Here is a 14082-nt window from a genome sequence, read left to right as displayed (position 1 = left end):
GTCAGGATCGCTCCGGGGTCGGCAGCGGGCCGGCTGAGTGATCGCCTCGGATGCGCTTGAGCACGAGTTCGGCGCTGATCAGGCACATCGGGATGCCGACGCCCGGAGCGGTCGTCGCCCCGGCGTAGTAGAGGTTGTCGACGCGCTTCGACTGGTTCTGGGCGCGGAACAGCGCGCTCTGGCGCAGCACGTGCGCCGGCCCCAGCATGCCGCCGCTCCACGAGTGGTAGTCGTCGACGAAATCGCGCGGGCCGATCGTCTCGCGCACGACGATGCGCTCGCGCAGGTCGGGAATACCCGCCCACGCACTGATCTGATCGATCGCAGCATCGGCGACTCGTTCGACGACGCCGTCACCTGCGCCGTCGTTGCCCCCGCTGCCGATCTCGGGATCGGCCGGCACGGGCACGAGCACGAAGAGGTTCTCGTGGCCGGCGGGCGCCACGCTCGGATCGGTCTCGCTCGGCTTGCACACGTACGACGAGGCGGGCGCCGGGATGCGCCGCGGCTCGTCGAAGATGTCGCCGAAGTTCCGCTCCCAGTCGCGGGCGAAGAAGAGCGAATGATGGGGGAGTTCCGGCAGCGCCCCGCGCACCCCGAGCAGCACGAGCACGGCGCCGGGGCCGCTGATCTGCTTCGACCACCAGGCTTCGGGGTAGGTGCGAGCGGCCTCCGGCAGCAGCTGCGTCTCGGTGTGGTGCAGGTCGGCGGTGGAGACCACGACGTCTGCGGGAAGGCGGTGCTCGTCGCCGTCGGCATCCCGCCAGCGCACGGCCCGCGCGGACGTCGAGAAGCCGGTGCTGCGTCCGGCCACCGGGTGATCGGCCTGAGGGGATCCGGCGCCCACCTCGATCTCGGTCACGTCGGCGCCGAGCACGATGCGCGCACCCGCCTCCTCCGCGAGCGCGGCGAGGCGCTCGACCAGGAAGTGGAAACCGCCCATCGGGTAGCGCACGCCCTCGTCGAGATCGAGGGCGCTCATGAGGTGGTACATGGCGGGGGCGTCTTTCGGGTTCGTGCCGAGAAAGACCGCCGGATACCCGAGCACCTGGCGCAGTACCGGGTGCTCGAAGCGCTGCGCCACGAAGGATCGCAGCGAGGTGCCGAGCAGCCGTGCCAGCCGGGGCAGTGCGCGCAGCACGGGCGGGACGCCGAGCGTGCGCAGCCGGGTGAATGGGTTGTAGAGGAAGTACCGCTCGGCCATCACCGTGGTTTCGGCCGCCGAATCGAGGTATGCGTCGAACGCCTGCCCGCTCTCAGGCTCGAGGCGCTCGAACACGGCTCGCGCGGCGCCGCGGCCCGCGGGGATCGTGATCGGCTCCGGCGCGCTGCCGTCGGCGCCCGGCTCACTGAAGACGCGGTAGCCGGGGTCGAGCAGGCGGAGGTCGAGCTGCTCCCGCGTCGTCGTGCCGAGCATCTCGAAGTAGTGATCGAACACGCTCGGCATCAGATACCAGGAGGGTCCGGTGTCGAACCGGAAGCCGTCTCGTGAGACGGTGCCCGCACGGCCGCCGACGCGGTTTCCGCGCTCGAGCACCGTCACGGCATGGCCCTCCTTGGCCAGGAGCGCCGCCGTCGCGAGACCGGCGATACCGCCGCCGATGACGACGGTGCGCGGAGCCGGGTCGAAGCCGCGACGGCGTGCGGATGCCGCGCTCATCGAGTCTCCCCCGCAGTGCGGGCGATGGATCGCACGATGATCGCGGTCTTCTGCCAGTCGGGCACGCGCACCCTGCGAGCGTACAGCTCATCGATCGTCGTGCGCGAGATCCGGCGGCTCAGGGCTGCGAAGAGGTTCAGTGCGGAGCGCACCGCGGCCCGCGCGTCCTTGGGCAGGAGCGGGAGCACCGCTCGCGCGTCGGCGAGCTCCGCTTCGATTCGACGCACCCAATCGATCCGATCGGCGTCGGTGAGACGCTCCTGCGTGCCGAGATAGTTGCGGCCGAGGCGGTCGGTGTCATCTGCGAGATCGCGCAAGAAGTTGACGTTCTGAAATGCGGCGCCGAGGCTGCGGGCCCCGCGTTCGAGGCGGTGCTGCTCGAGCGCGTCGAGCGAGCGATGCCGGGTGAAGATGCGCAGGCACATGAGACCGACGACTTCGGCCGAGCCGTAGACGTAGGCGCCGTGCTGCTCGGCATCGAACCCGCGCAGCTCCGCCGTGTCGGTCGGCGCGGGCAGGTCGGCGCGCATCGAGGCGAAGAACGGGGCGGTGAGCGCCGCGTCGATCCCAGCGGCCCGCGCGGTGCGCGCGAAGGCGTGCACGATGAGGTCGCTCGAGTAGCCAGAGCCGATCGCTCTCCCGACCTCGCTTTCGAGTCGCTGCAGCGCGTCCGCCTGCTCGCCGGGCGTGAGCCCGGCCCCTTCGGTGACGCCGTCGACGAGTTCATCGGCGACGCGCACCAGTGCATAGACATTGCGCACGTGCGCGCGGTGCCGTCGCCCGAGCAGTCGGGTCGCGGCGCCGAACGAGGTGGAGTAGCTGCGGATCACGACGGCGGAGGCGCGCATCGCCGAACGGGTGTACCGGTCGAGCGGGGTGTCGGCCCTCACGAGCGTCGCCCGTCGAGTCGACCGGCCAGTGCCGCGAGAGGCTGCCGCGCGCTGTCGGGGAGGCCGGATGCGGGATCGGCGAGCGTTTCGTGCAGTGCGCGCATCTGATCGTCGATGAGGCCGCGCACGAACGCTTCGGCCCCGCACTCCCGCAGCAGGCCTCTCAGGCGCTCGCCCTCGGCGTTCGTGAGGGATCCGGTGCCGAACGACGGCTCGATCTCGGGCCACGCGCTCGTCATCCGCGCCGCCGAGATGACAGCGGTCTCCTTGCCCTCGCGCAGATCCGAGAACGCATCCTTGCCGTGCGCGGCGGGATCGCCGAAGGTCGAGAGCACGTCGTCCTGCAACTGGAACGCGAGCCCGAGGTGAGCGCCTGCCGCAGCGAGCGCGGCGTCGGTTGCGGGGGAGTCGGCCCCTGCCAGGATGGCGGCCGCTCGCAGCGGCAGTTCGAACGTGTAGGTCGCCGTCTTGAGGCGGCACATCTCGAGGACGGTCGCGGTGTCGGCGACGACGGTGCCGTCTTCGAGCCCGATATCGAGCTGCTCTCCGACCACGGATTCGGTGATCGCGTGAGCGAGGAGGTCGAGGAGGCGCGTGCGCATGGCGGGCTCGACGTCGACCCTGGCGAAGATCTGATGCACTTCGGCGAGCAGGAGGTCGCCCATGAGAATGCCGCAGCTGCGCGCCCAGTGCAGGCGCTGCGGGGAGGGTCGCTCGTGGGACAGCCGTTCATCGTGCGCGAGCAGGCCGACGAGGTTCAGGGAGCCACGGCGGGTCAGGTCCCCGTCGAACACGTCGTCGTGCAGCAGGAACGAGGCGTGCAGCAGCTCGATCGCCGCTGCGATCTCGATCGCCGCGGGAGGCAGATCGTCGTCGCTCAGCGCTGCGAACATGTCGAGCATCAGACGTGGGCGGATGCGCTTGCCGCCGGCGATGCGTTCACCGCAGATCTTCCAGAGCTGCGCGAACGCGGGGTGATAGGCCTCGGCCGAACGCCCGCGGGTGGCGAAGACTTCGGAGATCGAACGGGAGACCAGGCCCGCGTTGTCGAGCGGCGCTGCGGTGCCCGGCACCGCGCGGTGTTCTCGCAACTCGTCCACGTTGCCCCCGCTCATGTAGAAATCTTGATTACTCACCTAGAAAGTGATCAACTTCAGGATAATATTCTCGTGTGACGAAAAACAAGCGGAGCGCTGAGACCGACGTGTCGGCCGATGTCGGCGACGCCTCCGCCCTCTACCGGATGGACCATTCCGACCCGAAGTCAGAACTCGTCGACCGGACCGGTCTCAGCCACGACGATCTGCAGCAGATCGCGCGGCTCATGGAGGCGCTCAGAACACTGCGAGAAGCGGAGGAACGACTCTCGGCCGCTTCGCTCAAGTACATGCGCCTCAGCAGCGTCGACATGCGGGCGCTGCACTTCTTGATCGTCGCAGGCAACACCGAGGTGCTGCCGACACCCGGAGCCATCGCCGCCCACCTGGGGATATCGAGCGCGTCCACGACGAAACTGCTCGATCGTCTCGAGCGAGGCGGGCACATCTCGCGAGAGCGGCATCCAGATGATCGGCGAGCACTCGTCATCCGCATCACGCCCGAGACCCATGAAGCCGCGAAGCGCACGGTCGGTCAGCAGCAGGCGAACCGCTTCAACGCCGCCGCGCGCCTCACTCCCGACGAGCGCGAGGTCGTCGAGCGCTTCCTGCGCGACATGACCGCGGAGATCGACGTCAGCGGCATCGCCTGGGCGGAGGCGGCCGAAGCCGGAGCGCTCGCAGAGACGGCTGAGGGCGCCGCATCGGAGTGATGCGACGCCCTCAGGGGTGAGTGCGCGCTGCTCAGCGCACTCCCGCCGACCGCGGCATCGCTGCGGTCGGTGCGGGTCAGTGCTCGCCGAGCGCGACCGCGAACTCGTTCGGCGTGTGCTCGAGCTCCGCTGTGGCGGTGATCTCACCAGTGCGCAGGTCGACCGCGTGCACCGAATTCGCCGCCGGTTCCGTCACGTACGCGGTGTCGCCTCCGGTGCCGATGATCGCCGGGTGCGCATCCTGCCACTCGGCCGGACCCTCCCAGGCGTCGATCACGGGGAACTCGTCGACCAGTTCGCCGGTCTCCGGATCCAGCACGTGGATGGAGCCGTCGGTCGAGAGGATGTACGCGAGATCGTCGGTGCCGCGAGTGACATCGCGGAAGGTGTAGCGCACGTTCTCCGGCAGATCGACGACCTGCAGCTCCTGTGTGGCGGTGTCGATGAGTGCGACCGAGCCGAGCAGGTAACCCTCCGCGTCGGGGTCGGACTTGTAGTCGCCAACGACGATGGGGCTCGTCTCGGAGACGAATGCGTTGCCCATGCGGCCGTAGGCATCGGGGGCATCGAGCTTGGTGAACGCGCCGTCCTGGTAGAGCAGCGCGCCGTTCTCGCATCCGAAGACGACCGCCTCGTCAGCAGCAGTCCCCTCGCCGTGGATGCCGGGGCACTGGTCGTTCGAAGCGACCTCGTCCCAGTGGTCGTCGTGCGCGTGCAGGGCGACGGCCCCCGAACGAGTGGTCTCATCGCCGAGGGTCGTCACGAGCGTGCCGTCCTCGAGCTCGATCGATACGCCGTGGTGCGGGTGCTCGGCGGTGTGCGTCACCGATTCGGGCAGCGCATCCTCCGCGTGGGCGAGGTCGTGGGAGTCGAAGATCGTCGTCTCGCCCGTGCCGTCGTCGAAGAGCACGGTCTTGCCGGCATGGCGCACGACGTGCCCGGCGGCCGAGGCGTCCACGGTCAGACCGGTGAGCGCCGGCTTCGCGGTATCGAGCAGCTCGAACCCCTTCGACGTCGTCACGAAGACGTGGCGGCCATCGCCAGCAGCGTTCAGACGGGTGAACTCCTCGCTCTCGAATTCGTCGACCAGCTCGAGCGTCTCGGCGTCGAGCACGGCGATGCCTCCCTCGTACGAGACGGCGACGCGCTGCTCGTCGGAGTGGGCGTGATCCTCGCTCGACGCGTCCGCTGGCGACTCTTCCGCCGCTGAATCGTTCGCGGTGCTCGAGGAGCAGCCGGTTGCGAGCAGCGCGAGCCCGAGCAGCGCCGCGGGAGCGGCGTATCGAAGGTGTCGTCGGGTCATAGTGGTGTCCTGCTTTCTTTCGGTGGGTGTTACTTCGTCAGTCCCTCGGAGATGCGAGCGGTGTTCGCGCGCATCATCTCGAGGTAGGTCTCTGCGCCCTCGCCGGGGCCCGTGAGCGACTCCGTGTAGAGCTCCTCGACGCGCACATCGATGTCGGCCTCGCTGGCGAGCACCTGCACCAAGCGGTCGGGTTGGGAGGATTCGGCGAAGATCGTGGAGACCCCCGCCCGGGTGATGGCATCGCTGAGCTCCCGCAGGTCGGCGGCGCTCGGGGCGGCGAGGGTCGTGCCGCCGGGAATCGCCGCACCGACCACGCGGAAGCCGTAGCGTTCGGCGAGGTATCCGAACACGTGATGGTTCGTCACGAGAGCGCGGCGCTCCTGCGGAATGGCCTCGAAGGCGGATGTCATCTCCGCATCGAGCGTGCGCAGTTCCTCCCGGTACGCATCCGCGTGCTCGGCGAGCTTCGTCCGGTCGATGCCGTCGATCTCCGACGCGGAGACCTCGATGGCATCGACGACGTCGATCATGGTGCCGGGGTCGGTCCAGAAATGCGGATCGGGGGCGCCCGTGGCGTCACCGCTCGTGTAGGGCAGCGCTTCGACGGCGTCGCCGGCCACGAGCAGGGGGGCGCCCGCCCCGGCGGCGCGATCGAGGTGCTGCTGCAACCCCTCTTCGAGGCCGAGCCCGCTCGACACGATCAGGTCGGCGTCGCCCAGCAGGGCGGCCTCCTGCGCTGAGATCTCGAAGGAATGCGGGTCGGCGTTCGCGCGCATGAGCGTCGTCACTTCGGCCTGATCGCCAACGACCTCGCCGACCACGTCGCCGAGGATGTTGGTGGTGACCACGATCTGGGGCTGATCGGGGCCGCCGGATCCGGCCGCTGCTGAGCAGCCCGTGAGGGCGAATACCGCGGTCGCGAGAGCCGCGAGAGTCGCGTGCCGGATCGGCCGCCGCGTGCGATGATCTCCCCGCCGAGCGCGGCGTCGAGATGCGGACGCCTCGAACGCCCGGGTCATCGGCCGACCTCCGCGACGAAATGAGCCGGGACCCCGGTCTCGAGCGTGCGAGCGACGCGTGCCCCGTCGGCGTAGTCGATCTCGAAGACCGCACCCGTAGCGGGGTCGTTCACATAGGCGCGCTGCGCGTCGACGGTGAGCGAAACCTGGCCGCCGCCGCCCACTGCATCGGTGACGATCGGAGCGGTCGCCGCGCGCTCCGCCCCGTCCGCGTCGAAGACGCGCACCCTGCCGTCGGGAGTGAGCGTCACGACGTGACCCGCCTCATCATCGACGGCGGACGCGGCGACGGGACGCTCGGGCATCGCGATCCAGCGCCATGACTGCTCGCGGGTATCGAGGAGCCAGACACCGCTCCCATCTCCGAGGCCCGCGACGGTGGGGCGGCCCTTTCGGGCGGAGAACTCCGTCGCGGGAGGGGCGTCACCGCTCGCGTCAGCGGGGTACGCCACCTTCGTCAATGCGGTCTCGCCTGCCACGGAAGTCGCGAGCACAGCCCCGTCGGCGCAACCCACCACGAGCGCGAGCCGCGTGGTGATCGTGCCAGAGGCCTCGGTGCACGCGATGGAGTCGATCTCGTCACCCGCGGCATCGACGGCGCGCACGCGCTCGATCCGCCCACTGCCGTCAGCCTCGGTGACGAGGGCTCCCTCGCCGAGCGGGGCGATGAGTCCGTCGTGCGGCGCGACCTCGAGGCGCAGCGTCTCGTTGATCTCACCCTTCGAGAGGGCTCCGTTGTCGAGCAGCACCGCCTCACCCGAGTCGGGGAAGAAGACGCCGGTGCCGCCGGCGGTCGAGAGCATGCCGGTGGCGATCGACGCGACGCCGGAGCCCTCGACGGTTCCGGGCGAAGCCGGGTCGGCCCGGTAGTAGTGGAAGTGGTCGACGTGATCCCACGTCCAGGCGCCGCTGTCGACGACGTCAACGCCGTGCTCGTCAGCGACGAAAGCGTACCGCCCATCAGAGGCGACCGAGCGCGGAGCGCGGACGCTGTCGAGTTCGGTCTCGGTGCCGTCGAGCAGGTCGAGCAGCGAGACCGATCCGGCAGCATCGATGGAGACGAGATGCAGCGGCGGCTCGGAGGCTTCGGCGGCTCCTTCGATCTCGCCGTGGCCGGAGCCCGTGTCGTCGCTCGGAGTTTCAGCAGACGACGCTGCGTCTGCTGGCGCACTCGAATCGGAGGGGGAAGCGCTGCATCCGGCGAGCAGCAGGCCGAGGATGGCGGCTCCGGCCAGAGGAGTGGCGCGGGACGGGCGGAGGGGGTGCGGAGACATCGTGCCTTTCACGAGAGTGCGGTGATCTGGGGAAGCGGGGCGCGACGGACGACATCGACCATGCGGACGCCGACCCCGGAGAGGGCTGCGAGAGCGATGGCGGCCGCCGCGATCGATGCGCCCGCGGCGGTGCCGAGATGCCACGATGCGAGCAGGCCTGCGAAGACCGCGAGCACGCCGATCGCGGTGGCGAGCGCCATGCGGGTCGCGATGCTGCTGGTCCATGGCGCTGCTGCGACCGCGGGGGCGAGCAGGAGGCCGACGACCAGCAACGAGCCGACGGCCTGATAGGAGCTGACGACTGCGAGCGTGACGAGGCCGACCAGGACGACCTGGGCGAGCTGCGGCCGCAGATGCAGCGTTGCAGCGATGCGCTGATCGAACGCCGCGGCGACGAATCGGCGGTGGAACCCGGCGGCGACCGCGATCGTGATCGCGGCGGCTCCGACGAGCAGCCAGAGATCGGCGGGGGTGATGGCGAGAATGTCGCCGAAGAGCATCACCGTCGCATCCGTGGCGAAACTGCGGGAGTGCGACACGATGATGATGCCGAGAGAGAGCATGGCGACGAAGAGCAGGCCGATGCTGGTGTCGTACGAGAGGCGCCCGCGGCGTTGCACCCATCCGATGAGCACGCTCATCGCGACGGCGCTCACAGCGGCCCCGGCCAGGGTCGGCAGACCGAGCACGGTCGCGAGGGCGACGCCCGGCAGCATCCCGTGTCCGAGCGCTTCGCCAAGAAAGGCCATGCCGCGAATCACGACCCAGGTGCCGACGACGCCGCAGACGACTGCGACGAGGGCGCCGCCGACGAGCGCGCGGAGCACGAAGTCGGCGGTGAAGGGTTCGAGAAGTGGCAGCACGCGTTCATCATATTCATAAACGAGAATCATTATCAAAATCAGTTAGGCTTGAGGCATGTCACTTCTCACGGACCGGCGCACCTCCCGCGCGGCCGCTCCACCGGCCGTCCTCCGCGCCACCGGCATCCACTTCTCGTTCAACACCACCCCGGTGCTCCGAGGCATCGACATCGAGCTCGAACCCGGCAGCGTCACCGTCATCGCTGGATCGAACGGTGCGGGCAAATCCACGCTGCTCGAAGTGCTGGCGGGCGTGCGCACCCCGTCGAGCGGCCGCGTCGAGCGATCCGGATCCGTCGCGCTCGTCGTGCAGCGCATCGCCGCACCCGACGCGCTCCCCGTCACCGTTCGCGAGGTGGTCGCCATGGGCACCTGGGAGCGGCGGCGACTCGCCCGCAGCGAGCGGCGGGACCGGGTCGTCGATGCGCTCGAGCGAGTCGCCCTCGCCGACCTCGCCGAGCGGCCGTTCAGTGCGCTCTCCGGCGGGCAGCGCCAACGGGTGCTCCTCGCCCAGGGCATCGCACGCCGGGCTCGGATCTTCCTCCTCGACGAGCCGGCATCCGGCCTCGACGCCGCGAGCCGCGCACGCACGCAGACAATTCTCGTCGAAGAAGCGAATCGCGGGGCCACCGTCGCGTGCGTGACCCACGACGACGCGGCGATCGCAAATGCCGACCGTATCGTGCGACTCGATCACGGGGTGCGCGTGGCATAGCCGAGGGGTGCGCGCAGGTTGCACTGCGCGCGCGGCCTAGACTGGTGGGTACGCTGCGTTCCGTACGTGGCGGCGAACCAAGGAAGGGTGGTTGCCGCTCAGATGATCACCGAACCCGTAGCCGAAGTCGACCTCGACGCGATCGCGTCGAATATCCGGGTGCTCGCCGCGCTCGCGCCCTCCGCCGAGCTCATGGCAGTCGTCAAAGCCGACGGATACGGGCACGGGGCACTTCCGGTCGCGCACGCCGCCATCGCGGCCGGCGCAGGGTCGCTGGGCGTGGCCACGATCTCCGAGGCCCTGGCGCTCCGCGCCGGTGGGGTCACCGCCCCGATACTGAGCTGGTTGTCGACGAGCGGGTACGCCGAAGCCATCGCGCAAGACGTGCGTCTCGGTGTGAACTCGCGCAGCCAGCTCGACGCGATCGCCGCCGCCGCCCGCGAGATCGGCCGGCCCGTGGAGGTCCACGTCAAGGTCGACACCGGGCTCAGCCGCAACGGCGTGACCGAGGCCGAGCTGCCGGAGGTGCTGCGTCAGCTGGGGCGCCTTCGGGCGGAAGGCGCCGTGCGCGTGCACGGCCTCTTCAGCCACCTCTCGCACGCCGATGTACCCGATCATCCGCAGAACAGCGTGCAACTCGAGCGACTGCTGGCCGCCCGGGCCTCATTCGACCGGCACGGCATCCCTGTCGAGCAGATGCACCTCGGCAATTCTGGCACCGCACTCGCCCGCCCAGACCTGCACCTGGATGCTCTGCGCCCGGGACTCGCGATGTACGGGTACACCCCGTTCGAGAACCCCGACACGTCGCTGACGCCCGCGATGACGTTGAAGGCTCCGCTCGCGCTGATGAAGCGCGTGCACGCCGGCGACGGCGTCTCGTACGGCCACACCTGGACCGCCGAGCGAGACACCACGCTCGGGCTCGTGCCGCTCGGCTACGCCGACGGAGTGCCGCGCATCATGTCGGGCAAGTTCGACGTCGCCATCGGAGAGCGCCGATTCCCGAGCGTGGGACGCGTCTGCATGGACCAGTTCGTCGTCGATCTCGGGCCGGATGCTTCGGGTGTCGCCGAGGGAGACGAGGTCGTGCTCTTCGGCCCGGCGGAGGGGTGGCGCCCGAACGCGCGGGAATGGGCGCACGCCGCTCAGACGATCCCGTGGGAGATCCTCACCAGCATCGGTTCGCGCGTGCCGCGCAGCTACATCCACTCTGCCTGACCAGCCGCTGCGCTGCGCTGCCGTCCCTGCGCTGCGCTGCGCTGCGCTGCGCTGCGCTGCGCTGCTGCGCTGCCGTCCCTATGCGAGCGGGGTCACTTTCGGCGTGTGTCGGCCGGTTTCGCTTCGCGACACCCTCCACAAGTGACCCGGCTCGTACAGGCAAGGCAAGGCAAGGCAGCGGTGGCGCGGAAGGCTGGGCGGCGCTGACCCGGCCCGCCGGACGGCGCGGGAGCCCGGGTGGCGCGGGAGACCGGGCGGCGCTGACCCGGCTCGCCGGTACGAGTACCAGATGCGGACGTCTCGAAACCGCAGAGTTCGCAACTCCTCAGATTCATACTCTCCGCATCTCCTAACCTGGCGCCCGGCCCCAACGGCCGAATGAACCGATGCCATGAAAGCGAGACACACATGCCCCGCACCCGTTCGCCACACGCCTCCACCCCGACCGCCTCGACAGCGTGGGGTCTGCTGATCATCCGCCTCGCGCTCGGCGCGGTCTTCCTGATGCACGGCGCGCAGAAGCTCTTCGAATTCACGATCCCGGGCACGGTCGAATCGTTCGGCGCGATGGGCGCTCCGCTTCCCGAGATCACCGCGCCGCTGGTCGCCGTGCTCGAATTCGCCGGCGGGATCCTGCTGATTCTGGGGCTGCTGACTCGGCTCGTCGCCCTGTTGCTCGCCATCGACATGGTCGTGGCGCTCGTGCTCGTGCACGCGGCGGCCGGATTCTGGGTCGCCGAGGGTGGTTATGAATTCGTCGCGGTGCTCGGTGCGGCGGCGCTCGGGATCGCACTCACTGGCGCCGGATCGCTCTCCCTCGACCGCCCGCTCCTGCGCGGTCGCGCGCCGGCCTGGCTCGCCTGACGCGACGCGGCACCGCACCGCACCCCCCCCCCCCACCACCGTCACCCCACCCACCCACCACCTTCACCCCACCCACCCACCCACCCACCGAGCGGGGTCACTCTTCGTGCGTGTTGCATCCCCGACACGCACGAAGAGTGACCCCGCTCGCAGATTGGGGCGGGGAGAGGCAGGCCGCGCCGAGCGCGGCGTGCTAGACAGGAGGTACGCGAGTCGGCGACCAATGGAGGAGCAACATGGCAGAGTACGCACCGTTCACCGCGCACAACGGGTTCGTCCTCCCGCCCATCGGGCTCGGAACCTATCGACTGAACGGCGACGCTGGGGCTGAATCGGTCGCGGCAGCGGTGCGTGCCGGCTACCGTCTGCTCGACACCGCCGTCAACTACGAGAACGAGGGCTCCGTCGGCCGCGGTGTGCGCCTCGCCGGTGACTCCGGTGCCGGGGTGATCGTCACGTCCAAGCTGCCCGGCCGGCATCATGAGGCGCCCGCGAATCGGACGAGCATCGAGGAGAGCCGCTCCCGTATCGGCGTCGATGCGATCGGTCTGCATCTCATCCACTGGCCGAATCCGTCGCAGGCGCAGTACGTCGATGCCTGGCAGGGTCTCATCGACGCTCGCGAGCGGGGAGTGGTCGATCAGATCGGCGTGTCGAACTTCCTCCTCGAACACCTCGAACGCATCGAGGGGGAGACCGGCGTGCGTCCCGTCGTGAACCAGCTGGAGGTGCACCCGTACTTCCCTCAGGTGGAAGCGGTCGAAGCGCATCGCGAGCTCGGAATCATCACGGAGGCGTGGAGCCCGATCGGGCGCGCGGGGGCGATCCTCAGCGAACCCGTCATCCGTGAGCTGGCGCAGTCGCATGAGTGCACCCCGGTGCAGGTCGTGTTGGCGTGGCATGCGGCGAGGGGCGTCGTCTCAATCCCGCGGTCGCAGCACCTGGAGCGGCAGCGGGAGAATCTCGCTGCTGTCGACGTGGTGCTGGACGAGGCCGAGGTGTCGGCCATCACCGCGCTCGGGCGCTCCGACGGCCGATTGTTCGGTGCGGATCCCCGAACCCACGAAGAGATGTAGCCATTCCGTCGTCCACCCGGTGGTCTCGGAGTGCGGGATCAGCGGGCGTTCGGCGTGGTACGCGATGCGACGCCGACGATGTCATCGGCTCGCACCGCGATCCATTCGATGAGCGGGAGCATGCGGTCCATCAGGTCGCGGCCGCGCTCGGTGAGGCAGTACTCGACGTGCGGCGGCACCGTCGGCAGTGACTCCCGGTGGACGATGCCATCCGCGACGAGTTGGCGCAGGGTCGAAGCGAGCATCTTCTCGCTGATGCCCTCGACCTCACGGCGCAGCTCTCCCCAGCGATGAGTGCCGTCTGAGAGCGTGCAGAGCACGAGCACGCCCCAGCGACTCATGACGTGATCGAGGACCACGCGCGTCGAGCACGCCGGAGCGAAGGCTCCGGTTTCGCGCAATTCCGCATAACTTACCATTTGGGGAGTACCTTACCGGAAAGTGGGTACCCGCGTTCGGGAATGTGCGGCCGTCGAAGACCGCTGCACTCCTCGAACCCCTCCAGAAAGGAACCCCATGACCATTCTCGTCACCGGCGCCACCGGCGCCCTCGGCCACCTCGTCATCGATGCACTGCTCGCTCGCGGCATCGACCCTGCGCAGATCGTCGCCGGTGCGCGCACGCCCGCGAAGGCCGCTGACATCGCGGAGCGCGGCGTCACAGTCGTGCCGCTCGACTACGACGACGCCTCGTCCGTCGAGGGAGCGTTCGCCGGCGTCGACCGCGTACTGCTCATCTCGGGGAGCGAGGTCGGCAAGCGCACGGCTCAGCACCTCGCCGTCATCGAGGCGGCGGCCCGCGCGGGCGTCAAGCATCTCGTGTACACGAGCCTCGCGAACGTCGAGCGCAGTTCCCTGGCGCTGGCGCCGGAGCACCTCGCTACGGAGCGCGCCATCGCGGAGTCGGGTCTCCCCGCCACGATTCTCCGCAACGACTGGTATGCGGAGAACTACGTGGCGAACCTCGACCAGGCCGAGGCGACGGGCGTGCTGCTCTCCGCCACGCACGGGGGTCGCGTCTCAGCGGCTGCTCGTGCTGACTACGCGGCAGCGGCAGCGGTCGTGCTCGCCGATGACGCGCACGTCGGCAAGGTGTACGAGCTCGCGGGCGAACCCGTCACGTACGACGAGATCGCTGCGGCGATCGGCGAAGCGGTGGGTCGCGAGGTCGTGCACCACGACGTGTCAGCTGCCGAATTCCGCGCGGCGCTCGAACGCGCCGGACTGGATGCGGGGACGATCGGCTTCCTCGAGGGGCTCGACGCTGGCATCGCGGCGGGGGATCTCGATGTCGAGGATCCGACGCTCACCGAGTTGATCGGCCGCCCGACTACCTCGCTCGTCGAAGTGCTTCGCGCAGCGCGAGTCGCGAACGCCGCCGCCTGAC

The 14082-nt window shown here is 69.5% G+C and carries 14 protein-coding genes; 6 read left to right on the top strand and 8 right to left on the bottom strand.

Going from position 1 to position 14082, the window contains the following annotated elements; genetic code table 11:
- Position 1: 1 nt before the first annotated feature.
- From crtI to WFH23_RS05885, 3 genes are read right to left on the bottom strand one after another with little or no spacing between them, the layout of a single operon-like run.
- Positions 2-1660 carry a phytoene desaturase family protein gene (gene crtI / locus WFH23_RS05895; RefSeq protein ID WP_336661889.1) on the bottom strand — a complete coding sequence of 553 codons (1659 nt, stop codon included), beginning with the start codon at positions 1658-1660 and terminating at the stop codon, positions 2-4.
- Complete coding sequence (locus tag WFH23_RS05890) at positions 1657-2508, bottom strand: phytoene/squalene synthase family protein (RefSeq protein WP_090152821.1); 852 nt, start codon at positions 2506-2508, stop codon at positions 1657-1659. The genes crtI and WFH23_RS05890 overlap by 4 nt, the downstream gene beginning before the upstream one ends.
- A 38-nt stretch (positions 2509-2546) precedes the next feature.
- Complete coding sequence (locus tag WFH23_RS05885) at positions 2547-3686, bottom strand: polyprenyl synthetase family protein (RefSeq protein ID WP_336661888.1); 1140 nt, start codon at positions 3684-3686, stop codon at positions 2547-2549.
- Positions 3687-3721: 35 nt separating this feature from the next.
- On the opposite strand from WFH23_RS05885, the gene WFH23_RS05880 reads away from it, so the two are divergent.
- Positions 3722-4360: a MarR family transcriptional regulator gene (locus WFH23_RS05880; protein ID WP_090152727.1), complete on the top strand. Its 639-nt coding sequence runs from the start codon at positions 3722-3724 to the stop codon at positions 4358-4360.
- A gap of 76 nt (positions 4361-4436) precedes the next feature.
- Here the strand turns inward: WFH23_RS05880 and aztD are convergent, their stop codons facing one another.
- From aztD to aztB, 4 genes are all read right to left on the bottom strand, one after another.
- The gene (aztD, locus tag WFH23_RS05875) at positions 4437-5663 is read right to left on the bottom strand and encodes a zinc metallochaperone AztD (RefSeq protein ID WP_090152724.1); all 1227 of its coding nucleotides are present in this window, start codon (positions 5661-5663) and stop codon (positions 4437-4439) included.
- A gap of 29 nt (positions 5664-5692) precedes the next feature.
- Positions 5693-6610, bottom strand: coding sequence for a zinc ABC transporter substrate-binding protein AztC (gene aztC / locus WFH23_RS05870; protein ID WP_336661930.1), 918 nt, complete (start codon positions 6608-6610; stop codon positions 5693-5695).
- Between the two features lie 68 nt (positions 6611-6678).
- Positions 6679-7956, bottom strand: a complete 1278-nt coding sequence (locus WFH23_RS05865; protein ID WP_336661887.1) for an ABC transporter — start codon at positions 7954-7956, stop codon at positions 6679-6681.
- Between the two features lie 8 nt (positions 7957-7964).
- Positions 7965-8819: a zinc ABC transporter permease AztB gene (gene aztB / locus WFH23_RS05860; protein ID WP_336661886.1), complete on the bottom strand. Its 855-nt coding sequence runs from the start codon at positions 8817-8819 to the stop codon at positions 7965-7967.
- A 55-nt stretch (positions 8820-8874) separates the two neighbouring features.
- Between aztB and aztA the strand changes: the two genes are divergently transcribed.
- The 4 genes from aztA (at position 8875) to WFH23_RS05840 (ending at position 12695) form a co-directional block, all read left to right on the top strand.
- On the top strand, positions 8875-9534 hold the full coding sequence (gene aztA, locus WFH23_RS05855; RefSeq protein WP_336661885.1) for a zinc ABC transporter ATP-binding protein AztA: 660 nt from the start codon (positions 8875-8877) through the stop codon (positions 9532-9534).
- Between the two features lie 87 nt (positions 9535-9621).
- The gene (alr, locus tag WFH23_RS05850) at positions 9622-10755 is read left to right on the top strand and encodes an alanine racemase (protein ID WP_336661884.1); all 1134 of its coding nucleotides are present in this window, start codon (positions 9622-9624) and stop codon (positions 10753-10755) included.
- Between the two features lie 408 nt (positions 10756-11163).
- Positions 11164-11619, top strand: coding sequence for a DoxX family protein (locus WFH23_RS05845; protein ID WP_090152714.1), 456 nt, complete (start codon positions 11164-11166; stop codon positions 11617-11619).
- A 236-nt stretch (positions 11620-11855) separates the two neighbouring features.
- Complete coding sequence (locus tag WFH23_RS05840; RefSeq protein WP_200332086.1) at positions 11856-12695, top strand: aldo/keto reductase; 840 nt, start codon at positions 11856-11858, stop codon at positions 12693-12695.
- A gap of 38 nt (positions 12696-12733) precedes the next feature.
- Here the strand turns inward: WFH23_RS05840 and WFH23_RS05835 are convergent, their stop codons facing one another.
- Positions 12734-13114, bottom strand: coding sequence for a winged helix-turn-helix transcriptional regulator (locus WFH23_RS05835; protein WP_336661883.1), 381 nt, complete (start codon positions 13112-13114; stop codon positions 12734-12736).
- 97 nt (positions 13115-13211) lie between these two features.
- Here WFH23_RS05835 and WFH23_RS05830 point away from each other — a divergent pair, with 97 nt between their 5' ends.
- Entirely contained in the window at positions 13212-14081 is an 870-nt protein-coding gene (locus tag WFH23_RS05830; RefSeq protein WP_336661882.1) for an SDR family oxidoreductase, read from the top strand.
- The last annotated feature ends 1 nt before the right edge of the window (position 14082 follow it).

This window comes from Leucobacter sp. USHLN154 (assembly GCF_037145595.1).
Classification (GTDB): domain Bacteria; phylum Actinomycetota; class Actinomycetes; order Actinomycetales; family Microbacteriaceae; genus Leucobacter; species Leucobacter alluvii.
The sequence above is the reverse complement of the archived record's forward strand: the minus strand, read 5'-3'. Positions and strand labels throughout refer to the sequence as shown.

What these genes read in the sequence shown, in the direction of transcription:
- WFH23_RS05865 (WP_336661887.1), bottom strand. Translation starts at nt 7,956, where the DNA reads ATGTCTCCGCACCCCCTCCGCCCGTCCCGCGCCACTCCTCTGGCCGGA.
- WFH23_RS05830 (WP_336661882.1), top strand. Translation starts at nt 13,212, where the DNA reads ATGACCATTCTCGTCACCGGCGCCACCGGCGCCCTCGGCCACCTCGTC.
- aztD (WP_090152724.1), bottom strand. Translation starts at nt 5,663, where the DNA reads ATGACCCGACGACACCTTCGATACGCCGCTCCCGCGGCGCTGCTCGGG.
- WFH23_RS05845 (WP_090152714.1), top strand. Translation starts at nt 11,164, where the DNA reads ATGCCCCGCACCCGTTCGCCACACGCCTCCACCCCGACCGCCTCGACA.
- aztA (WP_336661885.1), top strand. Translation starts at nt 8,875, where the DNA reads ATGTCACTTCTCACGGACCGGCGCACCTCCCGCGCGGCCGCTCCACCG.
- WFH23_RS05890 (WP_090152821.1), bottom strand. Translation starts at nt 2,508, where the DNA reads ATGCGCGCCTCCGCCGTCGTGATCCGCAGCTACTCCACCTCGTTCGGC.
- crtI (WP_336661889.1), bottom strand. Translation starts at nt 1,660, where the DNA reads ATGAGCGCGGCATCCGCACGCCGTCGCGGCTTCGACCCGGCTCCGCGC.
- WFH23_RS05840 (WP_200332086.1), top strand. Translation starts at nt 11,856, where the DNA reads ATGGCAGAGTACGCACCGTTCACCGCGCACAACGGGTTCGTCCTCCCG.
- WFH23_RS05835 (WP_336661883.1), bottom strand. Translation starts at nt 13,114, where the DNA reads ATGGTAAGTTATGCGGAATTGCGCGAAACCGGAGCCTTCGCTCCGGCG.